At 67.6% G+C, this 21317-nt stretch carries 24 protein-coding genes; 18 read left to right on the forward strand and 6 right to left on the reverse strand.

All coding sequences use genetic code 11. The features are described 5' to 3' along the window. Nucleotides 1–738 (reverse strand): DUF222 domain-containing protein (locus tag G1H11_RS24760; RefSeq protein ID WP_163821364.1); only part of this gene is annotated, 738 nt, incomplete at its 3' end. 327 nt (nucleotides 739–1065) lie between these two features. On the opposite strand from G1H11_RS24760, the gene trxA reads away from it, so the two are divergent. From trxA to G1H11_RS24830, 14 genes are all read left to right on the forward strand, one after another. Continuing rightward, nucleotides 1066–1431 carry a thioredoxin gene (trxA, locus tag G1H11_RS24765; RefSeq protein ID WP_163821365.1) on the forward strand — a complete coding sequence of 122 codons (366 nt, stop codon included), beginning with the start codon at nucleotides 1066–1068 and terminating at the stop codon, nucleotides 1429–1431. Between the two features lie 131 nt (nucleotides 1432–1562). Beyond that, complete coding sequence (locus G1H11_RS24770) at nucleotides 1563–2015, forward strand: META domain-containing protein (protein WP_163821367.1); 453 nt, start codon at nucleotides 1563–1565, stop codon at nucleotides 2013–2015. A gap of 257 nt (nucleotides 2016–2272) precedes the next feature. Next, nucleotides 2273–2962, forward strand: coding sequence for an ABC transporter ATP-binding protein (locus tag G1H11_RS24775; protein WP_163821400.1), 690 nt, complete (start codon nucleotides 2273–2275; stop codon nucleotides 2960–2962). Then, entirely contained in the window at nucleotides 2959–3744 is a 786-nt protein-coding gene (locus G1H11_RS24780) for an ABC transporter permease (protein WP_163821369.1), read from the forward strand. Before G1H11_RS24775 ends, G1H11_RS24780 begins: the two co-directional genes overlap by 4 nt. 155 nt (nucleotides 3745–3899) lie before the next feature. After that, nucleotides 3900–4328, forward strand: coding sequence for a pyridoxamine 5'-phosphate oxidase family protein (locus G1H11_RS24785; RefSeq protein ID WP_163821371.1), 429 nt, complete (start codon nucleotides 3900–3902; stop codon nucleotides 4326–4328). Nucleotides 4329–4690: 362 nt separating this feature from the next. Further along, nucleotides 4691–5512, forward strand: a complete 822-nt coding sequence (locus tag G1H11_RS24790) for a glycosyltransferase (protein ID WP_163821373.1) — start codon at nucleotides 4691–4693, stop codon at nucleotides 5510–5512. A 12-nt stretch (nucleotides 5513–5524) separates the two neighbouring features. Further along, nucleotides 5525–5980: a universal stress protein gene (locus G1H11_RS24795; protein ID WP_163821375.1), complete on the forward strand. Its 456-nt coding sequence runs from the start codon at nucleotides 5525–5527 to the stop codon at nucleotides 5978–5980. Next, entirely contained in the window at nucleotides 5881–6099 is a 219-nt protein-coding gene (locus G1H11_RS27550) for a universal stress protein (protein WP_163821377.1), read from the forward strand. The genes G1H11_RS24795 and G1H11_RS27550 overlap by 100 nt, the downstream gene beginning before the upstream one ends. Before the next feature lie 150 nt (nucleotides 6100–6249). Continuing rightward, the gene (locus G1H11_RS24805; protein ID WP_163821379.1) at nucleotides 6250–7287 is read left to right on the forward strand and encodes an NAD-dependent epimerase/dehydratase family protein; all 1038 of its coding nucleotides are present in this window, start codon (nucleotides 6250–6252) and stop codon (nucleotides 7285–7287) included. Then, nucleotides 7277–8011, forward strand: a complete 735-nt coding sequence (locus G1H11_RS24810) for a PIG-L family deacetylase (RefSeq protein ID WP_163821380.1) — start codon at nucleotides 7277–7279, stop codon at nucleotides 8009–8011. Before G1H11_RS24805 ends, G1H11_RS24810 begins: the two co-directional genes overlap by 11 nt. Before the next feature lie 22 nt (nucleotides 8012–8033). Then, complete coding sequence (locus tag G1H11_RS24815) at nucleotides 8034–8774, forward strand: WbqC family protein (RefSeq protein ID WP_163821382.1); 741 nt, start codon at nucleotides 8034–8036, stop codon at nucleotides 8772–8774. An 11-nt stretch (nucleotides 8775–8785) separates the two neighbouring features. Continuing rightward, entirely contained in the window at nucleotides 8786–10114 is a 1329-nt protein-coding gene (locus G1H11_RS24820; RefSeq protein WP_163821384.1) for a glycosyltransferase family 2 protein, read from the forward strand. Further along, nucleotides 10111–11265 carry a glycosyl hydrolase family 18 protein gene (locus G1H11_RS24825; protein ID WP_163821386.1) on the forward strand — a complete coding sequence of 385 codons (1155 nt, stop codon included), beginning with the start codon at nucleotides 10111–10113 and terminating at the stop codon, nucleotides 11263–11265. The genes G1H11_RS24820 and G1H11_RS24825 overlap by 4 nt, the downstream gene beginning before the upstream one ends. Nucleotides 11266–11410: 145 nt before the next feature. Beyond that, a complete protein-coding gene (locus tag G1H11_RS24830) occupies nucleotides 11411–12085 on the forward strand; it encodes a BTAD domain-containing putative transcriptional regulator (RefSeq protein ID WP_163821388.1) in 675 nt (224 codons plus the stop codon). Between the two features lie 20 nt (nucleotides 12086–12105). On the opposite strand, the gene G1H11_RS24835 is transcribed toward G1H11_RS24830, so the two are convergent. Together G1H11_RS24835 and G1H11_RS24840 are read right to left on the reverse strand one after the other, a co-directional pair. Further along, nucleotides 12106–13257 (reverse strand): glycosyltransferase, encoded by a 1152-nt coding sequence (locus tag G1H11_RS24835; protein WP_163821390.1) that lies wholly within the window; start codon nucleotides 13255–13257, stop codon nucleotides 12106–12108. A gap of 92 nt (nucleotides 13258–13349) precedes the next feature. Further along, nucleotides 13350–14147 (reverse strand): SRPBCC family protein, encoded by a 798-nt coding sequence (locus G1H11_RS24840; protein WP_216844128.1) that lies wholly within the window; start codon nucleotides 14145–14147, stop codon nucleotides 13350–13352. Nucleotides 14148–14379: 232 nt separating this feature from the next. On the opposite strand from G1H11_RS24840, the gene G1H11_RS24845 reads away from it, so the two are divergent. Further along, nucleotides 14380–15696: a glycoside hydrolase domain-containing protein gene (locus tag G1H11_RS24845; protein ID WP_174257967.1), complete on the forward strand. Its 1317-nt coding sequence runs from the start codon at nucleotides 14380–14382 to the stop codon at nucleotides 15694–15696. 22 nt (nucleotides 15697–15718) lie between these two features. On the opposite strand, the gene G1H11_RS24850 is transcribed toward G1H11_RS24845, so the two are convergent. Next, nucleotides 15719–15949 (reverse strand): hypothetical protein, encoded by a 231-nt coding sequence (locus G1H11_RS24850; protein ID WP_163821393.1) that lies wholly within the window; start codon nucleotides 15947–15949, stop codon nucleotides 15719–15721. A 167-nt stretch (nucleotides 15950–16116) separates the two neighbouring features. Here G1H11_RS24850 and G1H11_RS24855 point away from each other — a divergent pair, with 167 nt between their 5' ends. Then, nucleotides 16117–17814, forward strand: coding sequence for a sensor histidine kinase (locus tag G1H11_RS24855; RefSeq protein ID WP_163821394.1), 1698 nt, complete (start codon nucleotides 16117–16119; stop codon nucleotides 17812–17814). Between the two features lie 11 nt (nucleotides 17815–17825). Here the strand turns inward: G1H11_RS24855 and G1H11_RS27340 are convergent, their stop codons facing one another. Further along, entirely contained in the window at nucleotides 17826–18524 is a 699-nt protein-coding gene (locus G1H11_RS27340) for a response regulator transcription factor (RefSeq protein WP_343074921.1), read from the reverse strand. A gap of 2 nt (nucleotides 18525–18526) precedes the next feature. Further along, entirely contained in the window at nucleotides 18527–19423 is an 897-nt protein-coding gene (locus G1H11_RS24865; protein WP_163821396.1) for a universal stress protein, read from the reverse strand. Nucleotides 19424–19663: 240 nt separating this feature from the next. On the opposite strand from G1H11_RS24865, the gene G1H11_RS24870 reads away from it, so the two are divergent. Both G1H11_RS24870 and G1H11_RS24875 read left to right on the forward strand, forming a co-directional pair. Next, nucleotides 19664–20101, forward strand: a complete 438-nt coding sequence (locus tag G1H11_RS24870) for a pyridoxamine 5'-phosphate oxidase family protein (protein WP_216844129.1) — start codon at nucleotides 19664–19666, stop codon at nucleotides 20099–20101. A 281-nt stretch (nucleotides 20102–20382) separates the two neighbouring features. Beyond that, nucleotides 20383–21045: a DoxX family membrane protein gene (locus G1H11_RS24875; protein ID WP_163821398.1), complete on the forward strand. Its 663-nt coding sequence runs from the start codon at nucleotides 20383–20385 to the stop codon at nucleotides 21043–21045. Nucleotides 21046–21317 lie beyond the last annotated feature (272 nt).

Here is a 21317-nt window from a genome sequence, read left to right on the forward strand (position 1 = left end):
CAGCGGGTCCAGCGCGGTGCGCACGATCGCCGCATCTTCTGCGCCCAACAAGCCGGAGACCCGCACCGTGCCGTCGCCGAGGTCGGCGAACCGTAGCCGCCGCTTGCACTGCGCGCGCTCCTCCCGGTCTTCCAAGCTCTCGCAAGACAGGACATGCAGCAGGTGATCGGCCAGCTTCTGCAACGTGGCTGGGTCATGCTCACGAGCGAACGCGGCCAGATCTTCCTCGGCCCGCGCGGCGTCATCGTCTCCGAGGTCGGGCGGTAGCTGACGCATCGTCTTCGAGATCACCTGGGCGTGGTCGGTAGATACCTCACCGGCGGTGAGTGCGGCGTGGGTGGCGGGCATCGAGCGGGTGGCGCGGGGTCCTGCGGCGGGGTTGGCGGTGTAGTCCTCGACCGGGACCGGGGGCGTGAGCCGGTGGGCAAGGTCGACTTGGGCTTTGGCGGTGCCGGGGCGGATGCGTAAGGTGTCGCGGATCCAGGCGGTGGTGGACGACGCGCCGAGCCGGCTGCCGAGGTTGCGGGTGTCGGCCTCGGCGAGTAGCCGCAGGAACAGTTCGGCCTGTTTGGCTGCTAGGGCGTGTGCGCGTGCCAGCGCGTCGGGGAGATCGCCGTCGCTCAGTGTGGCCATGTCCACGTCCTGGCCGTGTGCGTAGACAGTGTCGGCAGCGTCGAGCACGCCCACTACCGGGTGCACCCCGCTCTCATCGCTGCTGTGACCGTCATTTTCAAACATGTGTTCGAGTCTATCCGACGGTACCGACAAGGTCTTGGGCGTCAACAAGGCGAATCGTAACGATGCCGCCACGAACGCATGATGACCGAATCTGGCAAGGGCGCTCTTGACATAGCGGCACCAGTCAGGCGCAAGTTCCATGAAGTGGACAGGACACCGGCCACAGGCCGCACGAGCAGTTCGGCTTGGTGAAGCGCGTTCTGGTGCACGGGGAGTGCGGGGCTGGAGCCGGGGTAAATGGGTCGGGTCTGCCCGGAGGGCATGGGAATGTCACCCCCGAAGGATGGGTTGAATGCCCCAGGGAGTATGAACGCGAAGGGACTATCGATGGCAACCGTTGAACTGACCAAGGAGAACTTCGACGAGGTGGCCGGTGCCGACGGTATCGTGCTCGTCGATTTCTGGGCCGAATGGTGTGGACCGTGCCGGATGTTCGGGCCCATCTTCGAGCGGGCCTCCGAGCGCCACGACGACATCGTGTTCGGCAAGGTGGACACCGAGGCGGAGCAGGAGCTGGCGGGCGCCTTTCGGATCAGTTCGATCCCCACGCTGATGGCCATCCGCGACAAAGTCGTCCTCTACGCACAGCCGGGCGCACTCCCGGAGGATGCGCTCGAAGACCTGATCTCGCAGGTCAGAGCGGTTGATATGGATGAAGTCGCCGCACGTGCCGCGGAGTCGGACACGAACTAGTGCGGCGTTATCCTCCACAAGTGCTGGACTGGGATCCCGCGGTATGAGTCATCGGATCGCAACCGACTGACGTTCCCCGCCGTCCCACCCTTGACATTGCCGACGTGGTGGGAGGGTGGAACATGCGGTGCATGGTGGGCGTGCTGGGCGACATCGATGCGGTCAACCGCAGCGGAGATTCGTTGACCCTGTCAGGGCCGTCCACCGAGCTGCGCTTCGCGCTGGTGCCGCCGGTTCCCACGGCGGACATCGTGGACACCGACTGGGCGCTCGAGAGTCTGCTGGATGGCGAGACTGCTTCCAGCACCGTGGGAGAGACCGCGACTCTCCGCCTGGATTCCGACGGCACCTTTGCGGCGTCCACGGGATGCCGGGACGTGACCGGTCGGTACGTGGAGGACGACGGTCAGATCAGACTGAGCGAGTACGCCGCCGAGGACCACTGCACGGACAAAGACCTGCGTGCGCAGGACGAGCACGTGGATACGGTCATCGGCGGTGGTTTCCAGGCAACCGTCGAGGGCGACGTCCTGACTATGACCACGCGAGGCGGCGAGCTCGGACTCGTCTACCGGTCCAGGTGACGCTCTGATTGTCCTGCCGATCTTCTGCAATAGAGCGGAGCAGGCACCGGGCAGGGCGGACTCGCACACCGCCTACATGCATCAGCCGCGTGAAACGGGGAAGGCGACGATCAGCAGGCCCTGGCAAATGAAGGCCTGTGGACGGCTTCGCATCTGTCCCGTAGGACGCTGACGCGGCCAAAAGCCTCAGCCGCTGCTGTATCTGGTTGAGTGGGCGCGTGAACAACAACCAGATCCTCTTCACGTTCGACGACGTGATGGTGGAACGGCAGGGCATCAAGGCTCTCGACGGGTTCACCGCCCGGATCAGGCGCGGAATAGGCATCACCGGGCTGGCCGGGCCCTCCGGATCCGGTAAGAGCACCCTGCTGCGCCTGTGCAACCGGATGGAGGTGCCCACCACAGGGCGCATCCTGTTCCGCGGTGATGACATCGCAGAGCTCGATCCGCTGGCGCTCCGGCGCCGGGTGGGCATGGTCTTCCAGAAGCCCACGCCGTTTCCGGGCACTGTCCGTGACAACCTGCTGACGGCCTCGCCGGCCGCCGGTAGCGACGATCTCCACCGTGCGCTGCGGCGTGCCTCGCTGGAAGGCGACTGGCTCGGCCGGGACGCCACCGCGCTGTCCGGGGGAGAGGCCCAGCGGGTCTGTATGGCCCGCACATTGGTGACTGAGCCCGACGTGCTGCTTCTGGACGAGCCGACGTCGGCCCTTGACGCGGACGCGGTAGAAGTGTTCGAGCGCGCCGTCGGCGACCTCGTCGACGAGGGCATGGAGGTGATCTGGGTCAGCCACGACCACGCACAGCTGCTTCGGGTGGCGGCGGAGATCCTGCGCATCGACGGCGGCCGGTTCGCCGGTACGGAGACCGGCGCCGAGACGGCCGGTACCGAGACGGCCGGTACAGATGCAGACTCGACGACCCGGGCGGGAGACGAGCGACGATGAACGGGGATGTGAGCTACGCGGGACTGGCCACCTCGCTGGCGCTGGTCGGGGTCGCGGCGGTGATCTCTCTGTGGCAGCGTCTCGGCCTCGAGCGGCAGATCCTCTGGGCGGCGGCGCGGGCTCTTGTGCAGCTGCTCCTGGTCGGTGCCGCGCTCGCCCTTGTCATCGAACCGGGCAGGCCACTGGTGTGGTCGTGGCTGTGGGTGTCCGCGATGGTCGCCTATGCCGGTGACGTCGCCAGGCGCCGGGCTCCCGAGGTGCCGGGCGTGATGGCATTGGCGGTGGGTGCGTTCGCGATCGCGGCGGTGATCAGCTTGGGTGTGCTGTTCGGGTTCGGGGTTCTCCCGCTCGAAGGGCGAACACTGGTGCCCGTCGCGGGAATGCTGGTGGGCAACTCGATGACCGCCACGGTGCTCGTCGCTCGCAGGCTGGTCGAGGAACTGCGAGACAAACGCGACGAGGTGGAGGCCAGGCTGGCGCTGGGCCAGCCGTCGCAGCAGGCCTCCACGCCCTACGTCCGGGCGGCTCTGCGCTCGGCGGTGTCACCGCAGATTGAGACGACGAAGGCGACCGGCCTGGTCTTTCTCCCGGGAGCTATGACCGGGTTGATCCTGGCCGGAGTACCGCCGACCCAGGCGGTACTCGTTCAAGCCGTGGTCATGTTCCTCATCCTGGGATCGGTGGCCACCACCGCTGTGGTCATGGCCCTCGGGCTGGCTCGCCGGCTCTTCACCTCCGACCATCGATTGCGCTGGCTGCCCCGCTCAGCCGATGTGCGGTAGTGACCTGCACCGAAGGGAATCAAGGGTCCTTCGGCCCTAGTTCTGGCCCCATCCCCGGGAGAAGCTTGAGGAAATGGCGACAGGGCAGTTCGGACTCACCCGGCCACGCGCGCACGGGCGGGGTCTGCGTTGTGACCCGCCCTGGGAAGGACGACATGACCGCTGATCGCCATCTGGTGCCGATAGGCCGGGAGGAGGCGCTCCGGCTGCTCGGCAAGGTTCCATTCGGCCGGATCGTGTTCACCGCGCAGGCGCTCCCCGCGATCAGGCCGGTGAATCACATCGTCGACGACGATTGCCTGATCATCCGCAGCCATCTGGGCGCCGCAATCAGCGCCCCCGGCCAGGACGCCGCGGGGATCGTGGTGGCCTATCAGGCTGATCACATCGACCCGGACAAGGGCGTGGGGTGGAGCGTGGTGGTGACGGGTATGGCCCGGCCGCTCTCCGTCGACGAGGACACCCGTCGTTACACCCACGCTCTGCATCCGTGGATCTGCCAGCCGGACGACTACCTCATCCGCATCGTCCCGGAGCTGATCACCGCCTACTGGCTCACCGACGGGGTTGTCACCCGTCCCTAGCCATGCACCGCTGTGCCCCTTGCCGTTGGCCCGGTGAGTTCACCCCCCTTTGCAATGCGCACAGATACGCACCGCCAGCGCTGTCTAGGCGATGCGTATCTGTGCGCATTGCAAAGGGGCACCGACATAGGACCTGCGCCGATCAGACGGCAGTGCCTGAAGCCGCCGTCCGCCGGTGGTAGGGGCGGTCGTTGCCCCAATCTCTCGTGGGTGGCTACCCACGGCTCGGCGTGCTGTTGCCGGTGACGTTCTGCCGTGCGGCGCGGGACCTTCGGCACTGCTCCTCGGTGGCACTCGGGAGGCACGCTCGAGGTGAGGGAGGCAGGCGACCGCCTGCCCGGCAATGAGGGAGATGGTTGGCGATGGACGCGCTCGTGGTGTTCGAGTCGATGTTCGGCAACACCAAGGCCGTGGCCCAGTCCGTCGCGGACACGCGTCAACCCGACACAGTTCACATCGCGTTTGCACCGGACGACCCGGCCCTTTACACCGTGCCGGAACAATCAGTCACTATGGCTGCGCATTCGTCCGGTCGAGCCCGGACACCGGTCGAGGCGATGGTGGCGCTGGCGCTCGACCACGGCGACGCACACGCGTACTTTCCGCTGGGCGACGGCGACGGCGGGTATGTGGTCTGCCCGGGTTGGATGCATCCGGACGGAGGCATCGACCGGGCGGTTCGTGCCGCGCGGGTGGCCAGGAAGCGGATCGTCATCCTCGCCGATGTGTGGGAACTCAGCGAACGCCGGTACTTCACCAGGGCGATCGAGCCTCTCCTCGGCCCTGATGCCGTGTTCGTCGGCGATGTGGAGGGGGCGCGCCGGTCCCAACTTCTCGGGCGAGCCGAGGCCGTCGTCAGCCCGGCGTGCTGGGAACCGGCGGTGGTCAGCATGGTGGAGGCGCTGGCCTGCGGGACGCCGGTGGTGGCGTCGGCGTCCAGCGCGGCCGCCGAGTTCATCGACCACGGCAGGACTGGATTCCTCTGTGGGGACGACACCGAACTCGCCACAGGTATGGTCCGGTCGCACACTCTGGACCGCCTAGGCTGCCGTAGCAGCGTGGTGCCCGCGGTCCTGCCGGCTGCCGGAGCCGCCCGCGGCGGGCGATCGGCGGTCCACTCCGGGCGGGCCGTTGGACTTTCCGAGAGGGGCCGACGGTCCCTATCGCCGGCGCACCGGCGGTGATGTATTGGAAGTATGGATATCGAGGCTCGGGTACGGGAGACGACGAGGTCTCGCCGGTCGCTGGTAAACCAGCCGATCGGGGTCGGCGTGAGTTCGTCGGCGTCGGCGATGCTGGCCGCCGAGTGGGCCGCCCGCGAGGCGGTGCGCCGCGGATGCGGTGTTCGCTTGGTACACGCCTATCCTGCCGAGGCTCTGTATGATCCCTTGGCGTCTTCCGCGGGCCATGCGCGCGGTGAGGTTGCGTTCGACGCCGCACGCCGGCACGTCTGTGCGCCATCCGCAGGCCACCCGCAGGGCTGGCCTGTGGGCGACGGCGCCGAGTATCTCCGGGCTGACGGCCGGAAGGTCGTCGAGGAAGCCGTGGCGGCGTGGCGTGCGAGATACCCCGGTGTCCCGGTCGAGTACGTCGTCGACGACCGATCCGCGCCGACGCGCTCACGGACTACGGCGAGTCGGCCGACCGTGTGATCATCGGCGGCCGAGGCCATGGCAGGGTGACCGGCGCTGTGCTGGGCTCCGTCGCGCGGTCCGTCATCCGCCGTATGCCCTGCCCGGTGACCGTGGTTCCGGCCGGTCAGGCGTCCTAACCCCACGGCGGTGACCGAAGCCGGCCGTCTGCTTCCTCGGCCCGTTCGGCGGTGACACGAGGGTCACGCCGCGGTCACGCTTCCATCACTCGGTCCATGGCTTACTGGACGCCTTCACGGGGCGGACGCTCCGGAGGGGGGAGACCGAGCATGAAGGCACTCGTTACTGGAGGAGCCGGCTTCATCGGGGGACACCTGTCGGCGCGGCTCCTGGCAGACCAGCACCAGGTGATCTGCGTCGATGACCTGTCAACCGGGGACTACGCGAACATCGCCCGGATGATGGATGACCCGGGCTTCGAGTTCGTGCAGGGCTCGGTCCTCGACGCGCCCCTGATGGATGACCTGACGGCGCGCGCCGACACGGTGTTCCACCTCGCCGCCGCCGTCGGCGTCCACCTCATCATGGACCGGCCCTTGGAGGCGTTGCGCACCAATGTCCACGGCACGGAGACGGTGCTCGAATGTGCCCACCGCCACGGCATCCGCACGCTGATCGCTTCGACCAGCGAGGTCTACGGCAAGGGCTGCGCCCCCGTGCTGCGCGAAGACCAGGACCGGCTGCTCGGATCGACGCTGACCAGGCGCTGGTCATACGCGGAGGCGAAGGCACTGGACGAGACGCTGGCACACCTGTACTGGCGCGATCTGGTCGCGCCCACGGTGATCGCCCGGCTGTTCAACGTCGCTGGTCCACGGCAGACCGGTCGCTACGGCATGGTGATCCCCAGATTCGTCGGCCAGGCGATCCGCGGTGAGCCGCTGACGGTACACGGGAACGGGACCCAGACCCGCTCCTTCTGCCACGTCGACGACGCGGTGAGCGGGCTGATCGCCCTGATCGATCATCCCGCCGCCTACGGGGAAGCGTTCAACATCGGGCGTCCCGAAGAGGTGTCGATCCGGCAGCTCGCGGAACGGGTGATCGCACTGACCGGTTCGCCCAGCGTGATCGAGTACGTTCCGTACCGCGAGGCATACGGCGACGGCTACGAGGACATCCGGCGCCGCGTTCCGGACATCTCGCGTGCCCGGAACCTCGTCGGGTTCGACCCGAAGCTGGACTTGGACGACATCATCGGCAGTGTCGTTCAGGACCAGGTGGTCAGGGCGAAGATCGCGGGCAACGGTTATGCGCGCCGGCATGCCGTGTCCGCACGCGACCTGGAGGGCGAGCGTGTTCGGTGACGATTTCCTCGCTCAGCAGCGCCTGCTGGTCATCACACCGCACGCGGACGACGAGACCTACGGCTGCGCGGGCAGCATGGCCCGGGTCAAGTCCCTCGGCGGTGAGGTCTACGTGGTTCTGGCGACCACCGGCGATCTCGTCCACTTCGGAGACGGCGGGGATGGCCGCACCACCAAGCTGGTGACCCACGAGACGAGGCTGCGCGAGTTCGAGTCGGTGATGCGGCTGCTGAAGGTGGATGACTGGGACGTGCTGTTCGACGACTCCGAGACTCACCTGGCGCTCGACGTGATGCCGCGCAAGCGGCTCGTCAGTCTGCTGGAGAACGAGGGCAGGCTGTCGATCGAGCGCCTGCGCCCCACGATGGTCATGATTCCGGCGGCGAGCTACAACCAGGACCATGAGGCGCTGTTCCACGCGTGTGTCACCGCCACCCGCCCCGGGGTTCCCAGCCAGCGGCACGTTGTCCCGTGGGTGCTCGCCTACGACAACACGTCGCTGTTCTGGTCGTTCGGACATGAGCGGTTCCATCCCACGTGCTACATCGATGTCACCGAATATCTCGAGCTGAAGATCCAGGCGATGCGGCTGCACGCGTCTCAGGTGCGTCCACCGATCTACCACGGCAGCCCCGAGAGCCTCGAGCTTGCGACCAGAGTGCGCGGACGCGAGGTGAGTGTCGAAGCTGCGGAGGGCTTCGCCCTGCTCCGCGCCGTGTTCTAGGGCCGCGTCAGGGGCCGGCGGCATGGACGATGTCACGGTATCGGTGCACCAGCCCAACTTCCTGCCCTGGATCAAGTTGCTGGACAAGATCCTCGGCAGCGATGTGTACGTGGTCTATGACACGGTGCAGTACACGAAGTCGGAGTATCACGCCCGGCAGCGAGTCAAGACACACACCGGCACGGTGTGGCTGTCTGTGCCCGTCCTGCATGTTCGCGGAGCACATCAGCTGCTCAAGGACGTCCGCATCGACAACAGCCAGCCGTTCCGCCGCCGTCACCTGAAGGTACTCGGCATGTCCTACGGCTCGGCGCCGTACTTCGACGAGGTCTTCCCGGTCCTCCAGGACGTCTACGCGCGCGAGCATGAACGCCTGGTCGATCTGAACACGGACCTGATCGAGGCCATCTGCTCGTATCTCGGCGCCGAGGTTCTCATGATCCGCGCCGGCTCGGTGCCTCACGGCGGGGACAAGACCGAACGGCTGGTGCAGCTGGTCGAGAACGTGGGTGGCACCGATCACCTCACGAGCACGTTCGGCGCCGGTCATCAGGAGGTCGATTGGCAGCGATTCCGGCGGGCCGGAATCGGTGTGCGCGCGCAGTGTTTCGAGCACCCCGAATACCCGCAGATCGGCCGTGGCTTCACTGCCGGCCTGGCCGCGATCGACATGCTGTTCGCGTGCGGACGGAACACGCTCGACATCCTCGACCGCCGGCGCCGCTCTCAGCAGGTCGGACCCGAGAACGAGCCGCGGCGATAGGACCTTGGACGATGGAGCCCGCGCTGCTGATCATCGTGCTCGGTGTCAACATGACGCTCTGGACGCTCATCGGCGGTCTCCGGCTCGGGACGGAGAAGCTGGGGAACGGATCGAACTCGCGCCGCGCCGGCCCCTACTGCCCGGCCACGGTCAATGCGCAGACGCTGTCACCGGACGACGTCGCCGTGCTGATTCCCGCCCACAATGAGGAACCGGTGATCGCCGCCACGATAGAGTCCGTGCTCCGTCTGGTACCGGCCGCGCAGATCCACGTGATCGCGGACGGCTGCGCCGACGGGACAGCCGATATCGCCCGGGCCATCGGTGTCAACGTGCTGGAGCTCATTCCGGGCCGGGGCAAGGCGGGCGGCATCGAGGCCGCGGTCCAGCATTTCGATTTACCCGCTCGTTTCGCCGCCGTGCTCATCCTCGACGCCGACACCACGATCGACGCTCATTATCTCGAGCGCGGCCTGCCGCTGCTCGGCACGGCGGGCGTCGTCGCGCTCGCCGGCTATGCGAAGGCCGGATGGCGACCGCGAGAGCTGTCGCCGCCCGGCCGGTTCCTCATCTCGTACCGGACCCGGCTCTACGCGGTCATGCAATGGCTGAAGTATGGGCAGACCTGGCGGTGGACCAACGTCACGGCGATCGTGCCCGGCTTCGCCAGCATGTACCGGACCAGCGTGCTGGGAGCGATGGAGCTCAATCCGCCCGGACTGATCATCGAAGACTTCAACATGACGTTCGAGATCCATCACAAGCGGCTCGGGAAGATCGCCTTCCGGCCGGGCGTCTTCGCGACAACGCAGGATCCGGACAACTTCCGGGACTATTACCGTCAAGTGTTCCGCTGGCAGCTCGGGTTCTGGCAGACGGTTCGCCGGCACGGGTTCTGGGCCAGCGGCTTCTCGCTCGCCCTTGCGCTGTTCCTCGCCGAGGTGCTGATCGCTTCCTTGGGCATCGTCCTGCTCGTTGCGGCACTCGCTTCCCTGACCCCCTTCGTGCTCGCGGGCTTTGCCCTGGCCGCCATGGGCACGGCCGATGCGCCGCACGGACTCGCTCAGATCCATGTGAGCCTGCTGATCGTGCTTCTGGCGGTGGCGGCGCTCGACTACGTCGTCACCTGCTTGACAGCGTTCGCGCTACGGCGGCCCAGCATGTTGCTTTATGGCGCCGGGTTTCTCGCTCTGCGGTTCGCCGATGCCACTGCGGCCCTCTGGGCGTTGCCTCATGCATGGCTGGTCCATTCCGACGGACAGTGGACCAGCCCAGTCAGAAGGCCGGTCGCCGCGCCGCCCAAGGTACCGGACTCGTCCCGGGACGGTGGCCGGAGATGACGCGGGTGGATGTCGAGGCGGCTCGGCACAGTGGGCGGTGGACGCGGCGACGGCCGCTCACCGTCGTGGCCGTCGTCGTATCAGCGGCCATTGTCGGCTTGCTCATCGCCATGGCTTTGTCCGACCGGGACGGCTCCTCGGCCGGCAGCCGCGAGCGCCCGGAGGTGACGCTTCCTATGCGAATTGGCTACGTGCCCTATTGGGACCAGGAACGCGGCTTCGACACCGCCCTGCTGCATCTCGACTTCTTCCACGAAGTGAGCCCGGTCTGGTACTCGCTCAAGGCGACCGGCCGCATCGTTCTCGCCGATGCCGAGAACACCACCGTCGATCTGCGGACCGTGCGGTATCTGCAGGCGCGCGGTATCCGCGTGACACCCACGATCACCAACCTGCTCGAAGGGGAGTGGAACCCCGGGGTGGTGCAAGCGATGCTGCACGATCCCCGGGCAGTGCGCCGGCACGTCCGTGAGCTTGTCGAGCTGGCCGTCACCCAGGACTACGACGGCATCGACATCGATTACGAGGACCTGCGAGCGGTCGATCGCGAACGGTTCTCGGAGTTCCTCGGAGACCTCGCGGCCGCGCTTCACGCCGAGGACAAAGTGCTGACGGTCGCCGTGCATCCCAAGGTGTCCGATGAGGGTTACGACGAACGCAACCAGGCTCAGGACTACCGGGCCATCGGTGCCGCGGTGGACCAAGTGCGGGTGATGACCTATGAATACTCGTGGGAGACCTCCCCGCCCGGACCGGTCGCTCCCGCCGATTGGGTCGACGAGGTCATCGAGTGGACGCTGACGGAGATCCCGAGGGAGAAGGTGATCCTCGGCGTCGTCCTCCTGGGTTACGACTGGTCGGAGGGGCGTGGCGGCACCATCGGCTTCGAGGAGGCGCGGGCGCTGGCACGGGAGCACGGCGTGCCTGTCCGGCGCTCGGCGGACGGGTCGCCGTCGTTCACCTACGAGGACTCGGCGGGCCGGCGGCACGAGGTCTGGTACGAGGACGCCGTCAGCGTGAGAGCCAAAGTGGCCATAGCGTCGAGACACAGGCTTGGTGGCGTCTTCTTCTGGCGGCTCGGAGGGGAGGATCCTCACGTGTGGGCGGCCGCGTCCGACGAGTTACAGCCACCGAGAAACGGGTATCGTTGACCGGCAGTAGGTGACAAGGGGTGCTAAAGGACGTGTACACCTTGACCTAGGTTCGGGGGGCGAACCGAAAATGCAGGAGGCGTCGTTCCTGCGGTTGAAATTGTTCGGTTCCTGGCGCCTGGCAGGGGATCGGCAAATCGTCCGCGTGCCATTCAGAAGCCGGAGACTGCTCGCGTTTCTCGCCCTGCACGGTCGTCAACCCCGGACGCACGTGGCTGGAGCGTTGTGGTCCGACGTGGACGAGCGGCGCGCACAAGCGAGCCTGCGGGCTGCTCTTTCGTTCCTCCATCGGCAGATACCCGGGATCGTCCAAGCCGACGACGGCGAGGTGCAGATGGCGGAGGACGTGTCCGTCGACGTCCACGAGTTCAAGGCCAACGCTCATCGAGTGCTCGCCGGTTGGTTGCCGGAGCTGGAGTCGGTCGCAACCCCCGCGTTGATCGGTGGGGAGCTGCTTCCCGGGTGGTACGACGAGTGGGTTCTCGCCGAGCGCGAGCGGATTCATCAGACACGGCTGCACGTCCTGGAGGCGCTGTCCGGAGCACTCGTCGAACGTGGTGCCCATGCGCAGGCGCTCGAGGCGGCGCTCCAGGCCGTCGAGATCGATCCGCTCCGGGAGAGTGCGCATCGCTCAGTCATCCAGGTTCATCTCGCCGAAGGCAACGCCGCCGCGGCCGTGCGTGAGTACCAGCGTTTCCGCTCGATGCTTCGCGACGAGCTCGACGTCGAGCCGACCCATCACATGACGGCACTCATGCAGCAGGTCACCCGGCATGATCTCTCCGAGAGGACCGGTCCTGGAGCACCCGGGACCGCCTGAGCTCGAGCTCCTCGTGACTTTCAGTCCATCGCTTCGGCCACCGGCTGAACACGGGTGATCGGCCGCCGTAGGGGAGACCGTCGCCCCGGGATGATGGGCAGCGGTACCACACGCGAGTTCCTGCGCCGGCGGGCTCGCTCCGAAACGGTCGAGGCGCCGGCGGCTCGCCGGTACACGTCGATGTAGGCCCTGACCATCCGTTCGACGGAGAAGCGGACCTGCACGGTGGTCCGGCAGCGTGCTCGGTCGAGGTCCGCCACGTGACTGAGCTCGCGTGCCATCTCGGCGTCGTCGGCACAGACGAACCCGGTCACTCCGTGGTCGAGGATCTCCCGGGTGGCGCCGTCGGGAAATGTCACGACCGGTGTGCCGCACGCCAGCGACTCGACCATCGGCAGCGAGAACGGCTCCGCCCGCCGGATCGGGCGGACGAGCGCCTCCGCTCCGGCGAGGAGCGCGAGCCTGGTGTCTCCGGTGACGTCGCCCAGATACACGGCATCCTCACCGAGCAGCGGCGCGACGGCGGTGGTGAAGTAGCGTCGCTCGGCCGGCTCGTGGACCCTGCCCGTGAGCATGATCCGCTTTCCGGCCGTTCGCGCGGCCAGAATGGCTCGGTGCGCGCCGTCGTGCGGATGCATCCGGCCCATGAACAGCACGTACTCCTTGTGGTCACCGCCCACCGGGTACTCCGCCGTGACGAGGCCGTGGTGAATGACCGCCGCCACCGGCACCTCCGGTGCCATGCGACGCTGGGACCACGAGACGGCCGTGATCATGACATGAACCGCGGCCTCGGTGTACTGCCTGCGCAGATCCCGGGTGAGCTCCCGATGTGCGGTGACGACCGTGGGGACGCTGCGATCGCCGATGCCGGTCCGGGACAGCCCGGCGAGCGTGTGATCGTGTATGACGTCGACCCCGGCCAGCTCGCGGTAGGCGCGCTCGACGTGGATCATCTCCGCACGCCCGTCCTCGACCTGTCCCAGCGCGGACGGAAAGTACCAGCGGCGCTCGACGGGGCAGGTCGCGTCGCCCGTGGCGAAGAGAACCACCTGGCACCCCGCGTCCTCCAGCCCTCGCGCCAGCCGGTCGACCATGGATTCCGTGCTTCCGGGCGACGCGGAGGAGACTGGCAGCCACGGTGGGGCGATGATGCCGACCTGCAGGCTCATAGCAGCCTCGATTCAACGGGCCGGTCTCCCTTGAGGAGCCGGTCAACGGCTTCTGTCTGCATGCCCTTCCCCTTCTCCCCGGCGTGTGGCTTTCACGCCGCGGCGTCGTCGGGCGTGCTGCCGGCGGGCGTGGCGTCATCGGGCGCGGCGCCGGCTGAGCGCCGCCGGCGCACGTCGTGGGCGAACTCCGCGCGGGCTCGGATACCCAGCAGCATCTTGCGGGTCATGACCATCGTGACCGGGTCGAGGAGCTCACCGCCCACCCATGCCAGCGTGCCCGTGAATCCGGGCCGGCGCGCCACCCGGCCGCGCGCGAGCAGCCGGCAGCCGCCGCGTCCGTCGTCGGCGAGCGCGAAGGCCCAAGTCGCGTCCCAGGGGTGCTCCGGGGGAGACTGGCTCAGCACCAGGGCCTGTCCTGGCTGCACCTGTGCTACCAGGAACGCGTAACCGTCACCGCGGCCCTTGGATCCGGCCGGTACGGCCCACACCCGGTCACCAGGTGCGAGCTGCTGCCATTCCGGCCGGAGCTCACGGGCGTTGTGGATGTTGAGTCCGAACAGATTCTCCAGCCACTCGTAGCTGTACCAGCCGCCACGATCCTGGCCGATCTGCACCAGCCATTTCCACACCTCCGCCGGAGGTGCCTTGATGGTGACTGCCCTGGTGGTGAACGAGGCCGGGTCGGCGATGAGCTCGTCACCGGGTAGTCGGCAGTCGCGTTCGTCCGGGGTGGAACCCCAGTCCCGGTAGCGAGCTCGAGCCACCGTGGCACCGGCCGCGGAGACCGCGACACCGGTGCCGACGATGACCGCTCGGCGCCGTGCTCTCGAGCGGCGGCTCCGTCCGCCGCCGGGCCGGTCGCCGGCTGCACCCTTTCCTCTGTCCTCCATGACGTAACGAGAGCACATCGACGTCCTGGCGCCCTAGGGCCGAAGGACCCTTCCTGCACCCACGACGGTCACGAGATGCGCCGACGACCGCCTCGTCGAGGACCAGCACCTCACGCCGGCTTTCCTGGCTCCCTGCGCGCGCGATGTCCGGTAAACCGAACTGCCGTGACCGGCGTCATTGTGGTGAAACAGGCGCATACTGGATGCAGGGCTTGGCATGAGGGGGCGCGACATGAGGCGCATGGCTGGGTTGCTCGCAAGTCTCACCGCGGCCGGAACGTTGCTGCTCGGCATGGCGGTCTCCGCCACGGCTGAGCCGGCCACCCCGGCCGACTATCCGACCGGGTCCTCGTCCACGAGGGTGACCGGCCTGGGGTTCGACACGTGCACCGCGCCGTCGCTGGACGCGCTCCGGGCGTGGCGGGCGTCGTCGTACCGGACGGTGAACATCTACTTCGGTGGCAACAATCGCGGGTGCACTCAGCCCAACCTGACGTCGTCGTGGGTGCGCGACGCCAACGCCTTGGGCTGGAAGCTGTTGCCCACGTACTTCGGCCGCCAGCCGTTTTGCAAGTTTGGCGAGAGTAAGCCTCTCCGTTACACCGCCTCGAACGCCGCGTCCTACGGGACGTCGGAAGCGAAGGACGCGGTCAGCAAGGCGAAGGCGCTGGGCCTGCTCCCGGGCAGCGCGCTCTACGCCGACGTGGAGCACTACGACCGGTCGGACTCGGGCTGCCGGGTCGCGGTCCGGCGATATGTCTCGGCATGGACGAAGACGCTGCACGCCTCCGGCTATCTCGCCGGCGTCTACGTGCATCAGGACTCCGGTCTGCGGGATCTGTCCGACTCCTACAACTCCACCAAGTACGCGCGTCCGGATGCCGTCTGGATGGCCCGCTGGGACGGCAAGACCTCACTCACCGGCTGGCCGACGGCTCCGAACTCGCACTGGGCTGTCCATCAGCGGGCCAAGCAGTACCGCGGCGACCACGACGAGACGTGGGGCGGGGTGCGGCTGAACATCGACAGCGACTCACTCGACGCGCCGGTCGCGACGGTGTCCCGCGCCTACAAGGTGACCAGCAGCACGGCCCTGAACGCGCGCACGGGACCGTCGTCGGCCTATCCCGCCGTGCGGACCCACGCACCCGGGTCCACGCTGCGGGTGATGTGCCAGGGCCATGGCCAGAAAGTCGGCACCAGCGCCGTGTGGGACCGGCTCAGCAACGGCACCTGGGTCAGCGACTACTACGTGTCGACGCCGTCCAGCACGGGCTTCTCGTCGGCGTTGCCGCGCTGCGCGTACCCGGGGCAGGTCACGGCCGGTGTGGCGCTCAACGCCCGGACCGGCCCGGGGATGTCCTACTCGAAGTCGGGCCCTGCCCTGCCGCGCGGAGGCCTCGCGTACGTGATGTGCCAGAAGCGAGGCGAGACGTACCGGACCACGTCGGTCTGGAACCGTCTCGACGACGGCCGGTGGGTCAGCGACTTCTACGTCGCGAACCGCTCGAACTCCAGCTGGAGCGCGCCGATCCCGCGGTGCCCCTGAACGGGACGGTGAGGGGCCGAAGCTAGCCGGCGGACTCCGCCTCGGTGGCGTGCCGGGTCAGCCGCTCGGCGAGGTCCCTGGCCTCGCGCGGGCTGAGGCTCAGCCACAGGTTGTCGTACTCGGGATTGTCTCGGGGGACGTCCAGAATCACCCGGTCCACCGGGGTCTGGACGCCGGGTAGCCGCAGCCGCCCGACCTCCACGGTGCGTCCGTAACTGGTGCGCATCGTCTCGTGCCGGATGCTGTTCGACATATCGTCCCTCTCTCGCGATCGACCTGAGTGACGTGGTACCCGCTTTCTGCGGGATCTACCCATCTGTGTGGGCGGCCGCGACGATCGTCCAGGTCACGGCATTGGCCCCTCGACAAGCCGTCACCGGCGATGGAACACTGGTCCGGGGTGGCAGAGGGGTTGGCTTCATGACTGACGAGTTCGGGCAGTTCCTGCCGAAACTCCCGCTGGACGAGTTGCTTGCGGAGGTGCAAACCCGCCTTCAGGCGGTGGTGGCCGCACGAGACGGTGTCCACGCGCTGCTCGAAGCTGTCGTGTCGATCGGGCGTGCTCTCGACCTGGAGACGGTGCTCCGCAATATCGTCGAGTCCGCGACCAAGCTGGTGGACTGTAGGTACGGCGCCCTGGGCGTGATCGGCGACGATGGCCAGCTGGCGCAGTTCATCCCGGTCGGGCTCAGCGACACGCAGATCGCCGAGATCGCCGAATGGCCGCATGGGCGCGGTCTCCTCGGGCTGCTGATCAAGGAGCCGCAGGCGCTTCGGCTGCCGGAGATCTCGGAGCACACCGAGTCGTACGGATTCCCCAGCGGTCATCCGCCGATGCACACCTTCCTCGGCGTGCCCATCCGGGTGCGCGACGACGTCTTCGGCAACCTCTACCTCACCGAGAAGAACGGCGACCGCGAGTTCGACGAGCAGGACGAGATCATCGTCGCTGCGCTGGCCACGGCCGCCGGAATCGCCATCGAGAACGCCCGGCTCTACGACGATACCCGGCACCGGGAGACCTGGCTGAACGCTTCCGCGGACCTGACCCGCGCTCTGCTCTCGGGCACCGAGCTCGACGAAGCCTTCAACCTCGTCGCCAGCCGAGCGCGCGAGATGTCCGGCGCGGACACGGCGGCGGTGGCCGTGCCCACCGGCTCACTCGATCTGATGACCGTGCTGGCCGTCGACGGTGCGGGCGCCGAGGAGCTGGACTCGTTCGCGTTCTCCAGTACCGGGACTCTCACCGGGGCCGTTCTCGCCAGTGGCGAGTCCCGGGCGATCAACGAGTACCGTCCGGACATCGAGTCCTCTCCGCTTCTCGCGCGGATGCCCGGCGGTCCGGCTGTGCTCATTCCGCTCGGCTCCACGCAATATGCGCGTGGCGTCTTGATCCTGTCCAAGCCACGCGGCAGCGCGCCATTCTCACCGAGTGTCATCACCATGCTGGAGGCGTTCGCCAGCCAGGCGGCTGTGGTGCTCGAGCTCGCCGATGCCCGCAAGGAGGCCGAGCGTCACGGCTTGGTGGACGACCGGGAACGCATCGCCCGTGACCTGCATGACGTCGTGGTTCAACGGCTGTTCGCCAGTGCCATGACACTGACTGCCGTGATCCGGTTGATCGACCGCGGGGACGTGGCTGAACGGGTACAGCGAACCGTCGACGACCTGGATGCCACCATCCGCCAGATCCGCTCCACCATCTTCGCTCTGCAGCCGGTGCGTGACGAGACCGACACGACTTTGCGCGGCAAGCTGCTGAGCATCGTCCAGTCAGCGTCCGAGCAGCTCGGCTTTGCCCCGGCGCTTGAGATGGAGGGCCTACTGGACACGACGGTCAGCGATGACCTCGCCGCAGACGTGACCGCCGTGCTCCAGGAGTCCCTGTCCAACGTCGTGCGCCACTCGCGTGCCTCCAGGGTGGACGTGGGAGTGGTTGTAATGGACAACGAATTGGTGCTTCGGGTGGCCGACAATGGCGTGGGCCTGGTGCAGAACGGCCGGCGCAGTGGGCTGGCCAATCTCGCCGAACGCGCCGAGCGCCGGGGCGGGTCGTTCGATGTCGGGCCGGGGGAACAGGGCGGCACCCTGCTCCGGTGGAGGGTTCCTCTGCGTTGATCCGGCTGTTGTCAGCCTTCCCGGTCGTTTCGCCGGGATTCGGCCTTGAGCTGCGCGGACAATGCGGCGGCCTGGGTTCGCCGGCTCATGTCGAGCTTGGCCAGCAGGTTGGAGACGTAGTTCTTGACCGTCTTCTCGGCCAGGAACATCTGCTCACCGATCTGGCGGTTGGTGAGCCCGTCGCCGATCAGGTCGAGGATCTTGCGTTCCTGGTCGGACAGCGCAGCCAGCGGGTCCTTCTTGTTCTCCCGGTCCCGAAGCCGCTGGAGCATCCGGGCTGTGCTCTCCGGGTCCAGCAAGGACTTGCCCTGGGCGATAGCCCGTACAGCCCCCACCAGGTCGGTGCCGTGGATCTGTTTGAGGACGTAGCCCGCCGCACCGGCCATCACGGCGTCGAACAGGGCGTCGTCGTCGGCGAAGGAGGTGAGCATCAGGCACTGCAGCCCGGGCAGCCGGGAGCGCACCTCCCGGCAGACGGTGACGCCGTCGCCGTCCGGTAGCCGGACATCGAGGATGGCAACGTCCGGGCGCAAGGCCGGGATCCGGGCGATGGCCTGCTCGGCGGTGCCTGCCTCGCCGATGACCGTGATGTCCGGTTCCACGTCCAAGACGGCGGCGACGCCGCGACGAACCACCTCGTGGTCGTCAAGGAGGAAGACCTTGATGACGCGGCCCGGCTGATTGCCCTGATCGATGCTCTCGTGGGTCACGGTTACGACCGTATCCCGACGGAGGTGCCGCTGTGGACCACCGCCACCGGTGTGGTCGCGTTGTGGAGCACCCGCTGGCTGACCGAGCCCAGAAGCATCCCGGTGAAGGCGCCGCGTCCGCGGGAGCCGACGACGATCAACGACGCGCTCTCATCGGCGGCGACGAGCGCGTCGGCCGGATCGACGGCCGAGACACGCGTGCGCACCACCATGTCCACGGGTGGGTCTCCCAGCGTGCGCTGGACGATCTCGTGCAGGCGAAGCTCGGCGCGTTCCCGGTCCTCCCGGCTCGGTTCGACGGCCAGCTCCGCGTGCTCGAAGGGCAGCATGGTGGCCGGCTGGTGATAGGCGAACACGATCTCGAGCCCGGTAGAGCGGAGCTTCGCCTCCTCGAATGCGAAACGCAGGGCCGCGTCTCCGGTGTCCGACCCGTCCACGCCTACCACCACCGGACCGTCGTCGTGGCGGTGCTGTCCCGCCCGGACGATCACGGTGGGGCACGCTGCCCGTGCCGCGACGCGGGTGCTGACCGATCCGAGGAACGCCGAGCTTACGGCGCCGAGGCCGCGGCTGCCCAGCACCAGCAGCTGTGCCTTCTCCGAGGCGGACAGCAAAGCCAGCACCGGCGGCTGGACCACGAGCTCGGTGCGGATCCGGTCCGCTTCGAGCTCGTCCCTCACCATGCCGGCGGCGGACTCCAGGATCTGGGTTCCGTACTCCTCGAGCTCAGGGGTAGGCGGCAGCATCATCCCGCCGCCGAACGGCACCGTGGCGACGGGGGTGTGAATCGCGTACTGGATGACGAGAGTGGCTCCCCGGCGCCGGGCATCGCCGGCGGCCCATCTCAGCGCAGCCTCGCTGTCTTGCGAACCGTCGATGCCGACGATTATGGGTCGCATGGTGTCCAACCTCCTGGTATTGCGGCGGCAGACGCGGATACGCCGCGGCCGTCACACGGACGCGGCGGGCGTCGTTGTCATTTCCTTTCTACGTGCTCAGGCCCCCTCCGCGCAGCAGGCGACGGTCCCCGGCGGCCGGGACTTCCGGCCCTTCCGTGCGGCCTGGGCAGGACTGTGACCTCATCCGGGTGAGCGGTGACTTTCGGCCCTGACTCGTGCCCCTCTCGGAGGTGGAGAGTGGTGTTTGTGGAAACAGACGTGCGGGTGGACTCAGCCGGCCTCGATGTACTCGGCCGGGATGAATGCATGGCATTGCTGGCCACCGTCCCCATCGGGCGCATCGTGTTCACCGAGGGGGCGCTGCCGGCGATCCAGCCGGTCAACTTCGTGCTGGACGGCGACGATGTGCTGATCCGTACCGGTGTGGGCTCGAAGCTCGCGGCGGCGGCGCGTTCGGCGGTCGTGGCGTTCGAGGTGGACCGGTACGACGAGGCGGCCATGACCGGCTGGTCGGTCGTCCTGATCGGGCGGGCCCACGCGGTGGGGCGGTCTGAACACGACAGATTGCGGAGCGTGGACCTGGTGCCGTGGGCGCTGGGAAGCAAGCCGCACTTCATCCGGATCACCCCGGAGATCATCCGGGGACGCAGGATCTCGAACTGGGTGCCGGGAGCCTGAGCTCGCCGGTGCGACAGGTGTCTGCCGCCGTGGATCGGGGCGTCCATCAGCGACGCCCCGGGACATTCGCATGCGCGAACCCGCATCCTCGGCTGTCCCGCCCGGCGACGCCCATGCCGAGACGTTCGCAACAGGAGCGCCGCGTGCCGTCGGTCCTGTTCGGAAAGGGACCTTGGACTCGGTGAGTAGCGACGTTCGCCCGCGGACGGGAGGGGTGCGCCAGGGGTGTACTTGAACCAGAAGGCCGGAGACACCGGCAAACACCTGAAAGGGAGACGATGATGGCACACGCCGTTAAGCCGGTCGTCCCGGCACGACACAACGACAAGCTTGCTACCCAGGAGCCGGCCGCTCAGAAGCCCGCCGCCCAGAAGCGGGACGAGAAGGTCCTGGCGCCGATCGCGGGAATCCGGAAGGCCGAACCGGACACCGTTCCCGCCGTGGAACAGGCGACTGGTCGTCCTGGTGCACTCGGATACGTCCTGGCCGCTCTGCGCTTCGCCCTCGGCTGGACCTTCCTGTGGGCGTTCCTCGACAAGACCTTCGGCTTCGGGTATGCCACTCCCGCCGAGCGGGCATGGGTCAACGGCGGAAGCCCCACCACCGGTTACCTGAGCAACGTCGAAGGCCCCTTCGGCGGGTTCTTCAGCGGGATGGCCGGACACGCGTGGGCGGACTGGCTGTTCATGATCGGCCTGCTGGGCATCGGCCTGGCGCTGATCCTCGGCATCGGGATGCGGATCGCCGCCGTCACCGGTGCTCTTCTCCTGGTGTTCATGTGGATGGCCGCCCTTCCGCTGGCCAATAACCCGTTCATGGACAACCACCTGACAGAAGCGCTGATGCTGGGAGTGCTCGCCCTCGCAGGAACCGGCCGTGTGGTCGGGTTCGGCAAGGTCTGGGAGCGGCTGCCGCTGGTGCGCAAGAACCGCTGGCTCGTCTGAGACCAGTGGAGCCAGGGATCGTGATTCCGATCTGACGCAGGGTGCCGCCGGGTGGAGCGGTTCGCGGTGACACGAAGACCTGGGACCATATCCCGGGGCCGGCTATGGGCGGCCCCGGGATCATCACGTTATGCCACGCGGGGGTCTCCAAATGAGGCTCTTGTGACATGTCCGTGGGTGGGTTGAGCGTGTCATAGCAGCGCACGCCGTTCTTTCCGCCTAGGTTTTTGATTGTCGAAGATCAAAAACAAGGTGTGAGGAGAACGGCGTGC

This window comes from Phytoactinopolyspora alkaliphila (assembly GCF_010550695.1).
GTDB classification, from domain to species: domain Bacteria; phylum Actinomycetota; class Actinomycetes; order Jiangellales; family Jiangellaceae; genus Phytoactinopolyspora; species Phytoactinopolyspora alkaliphila.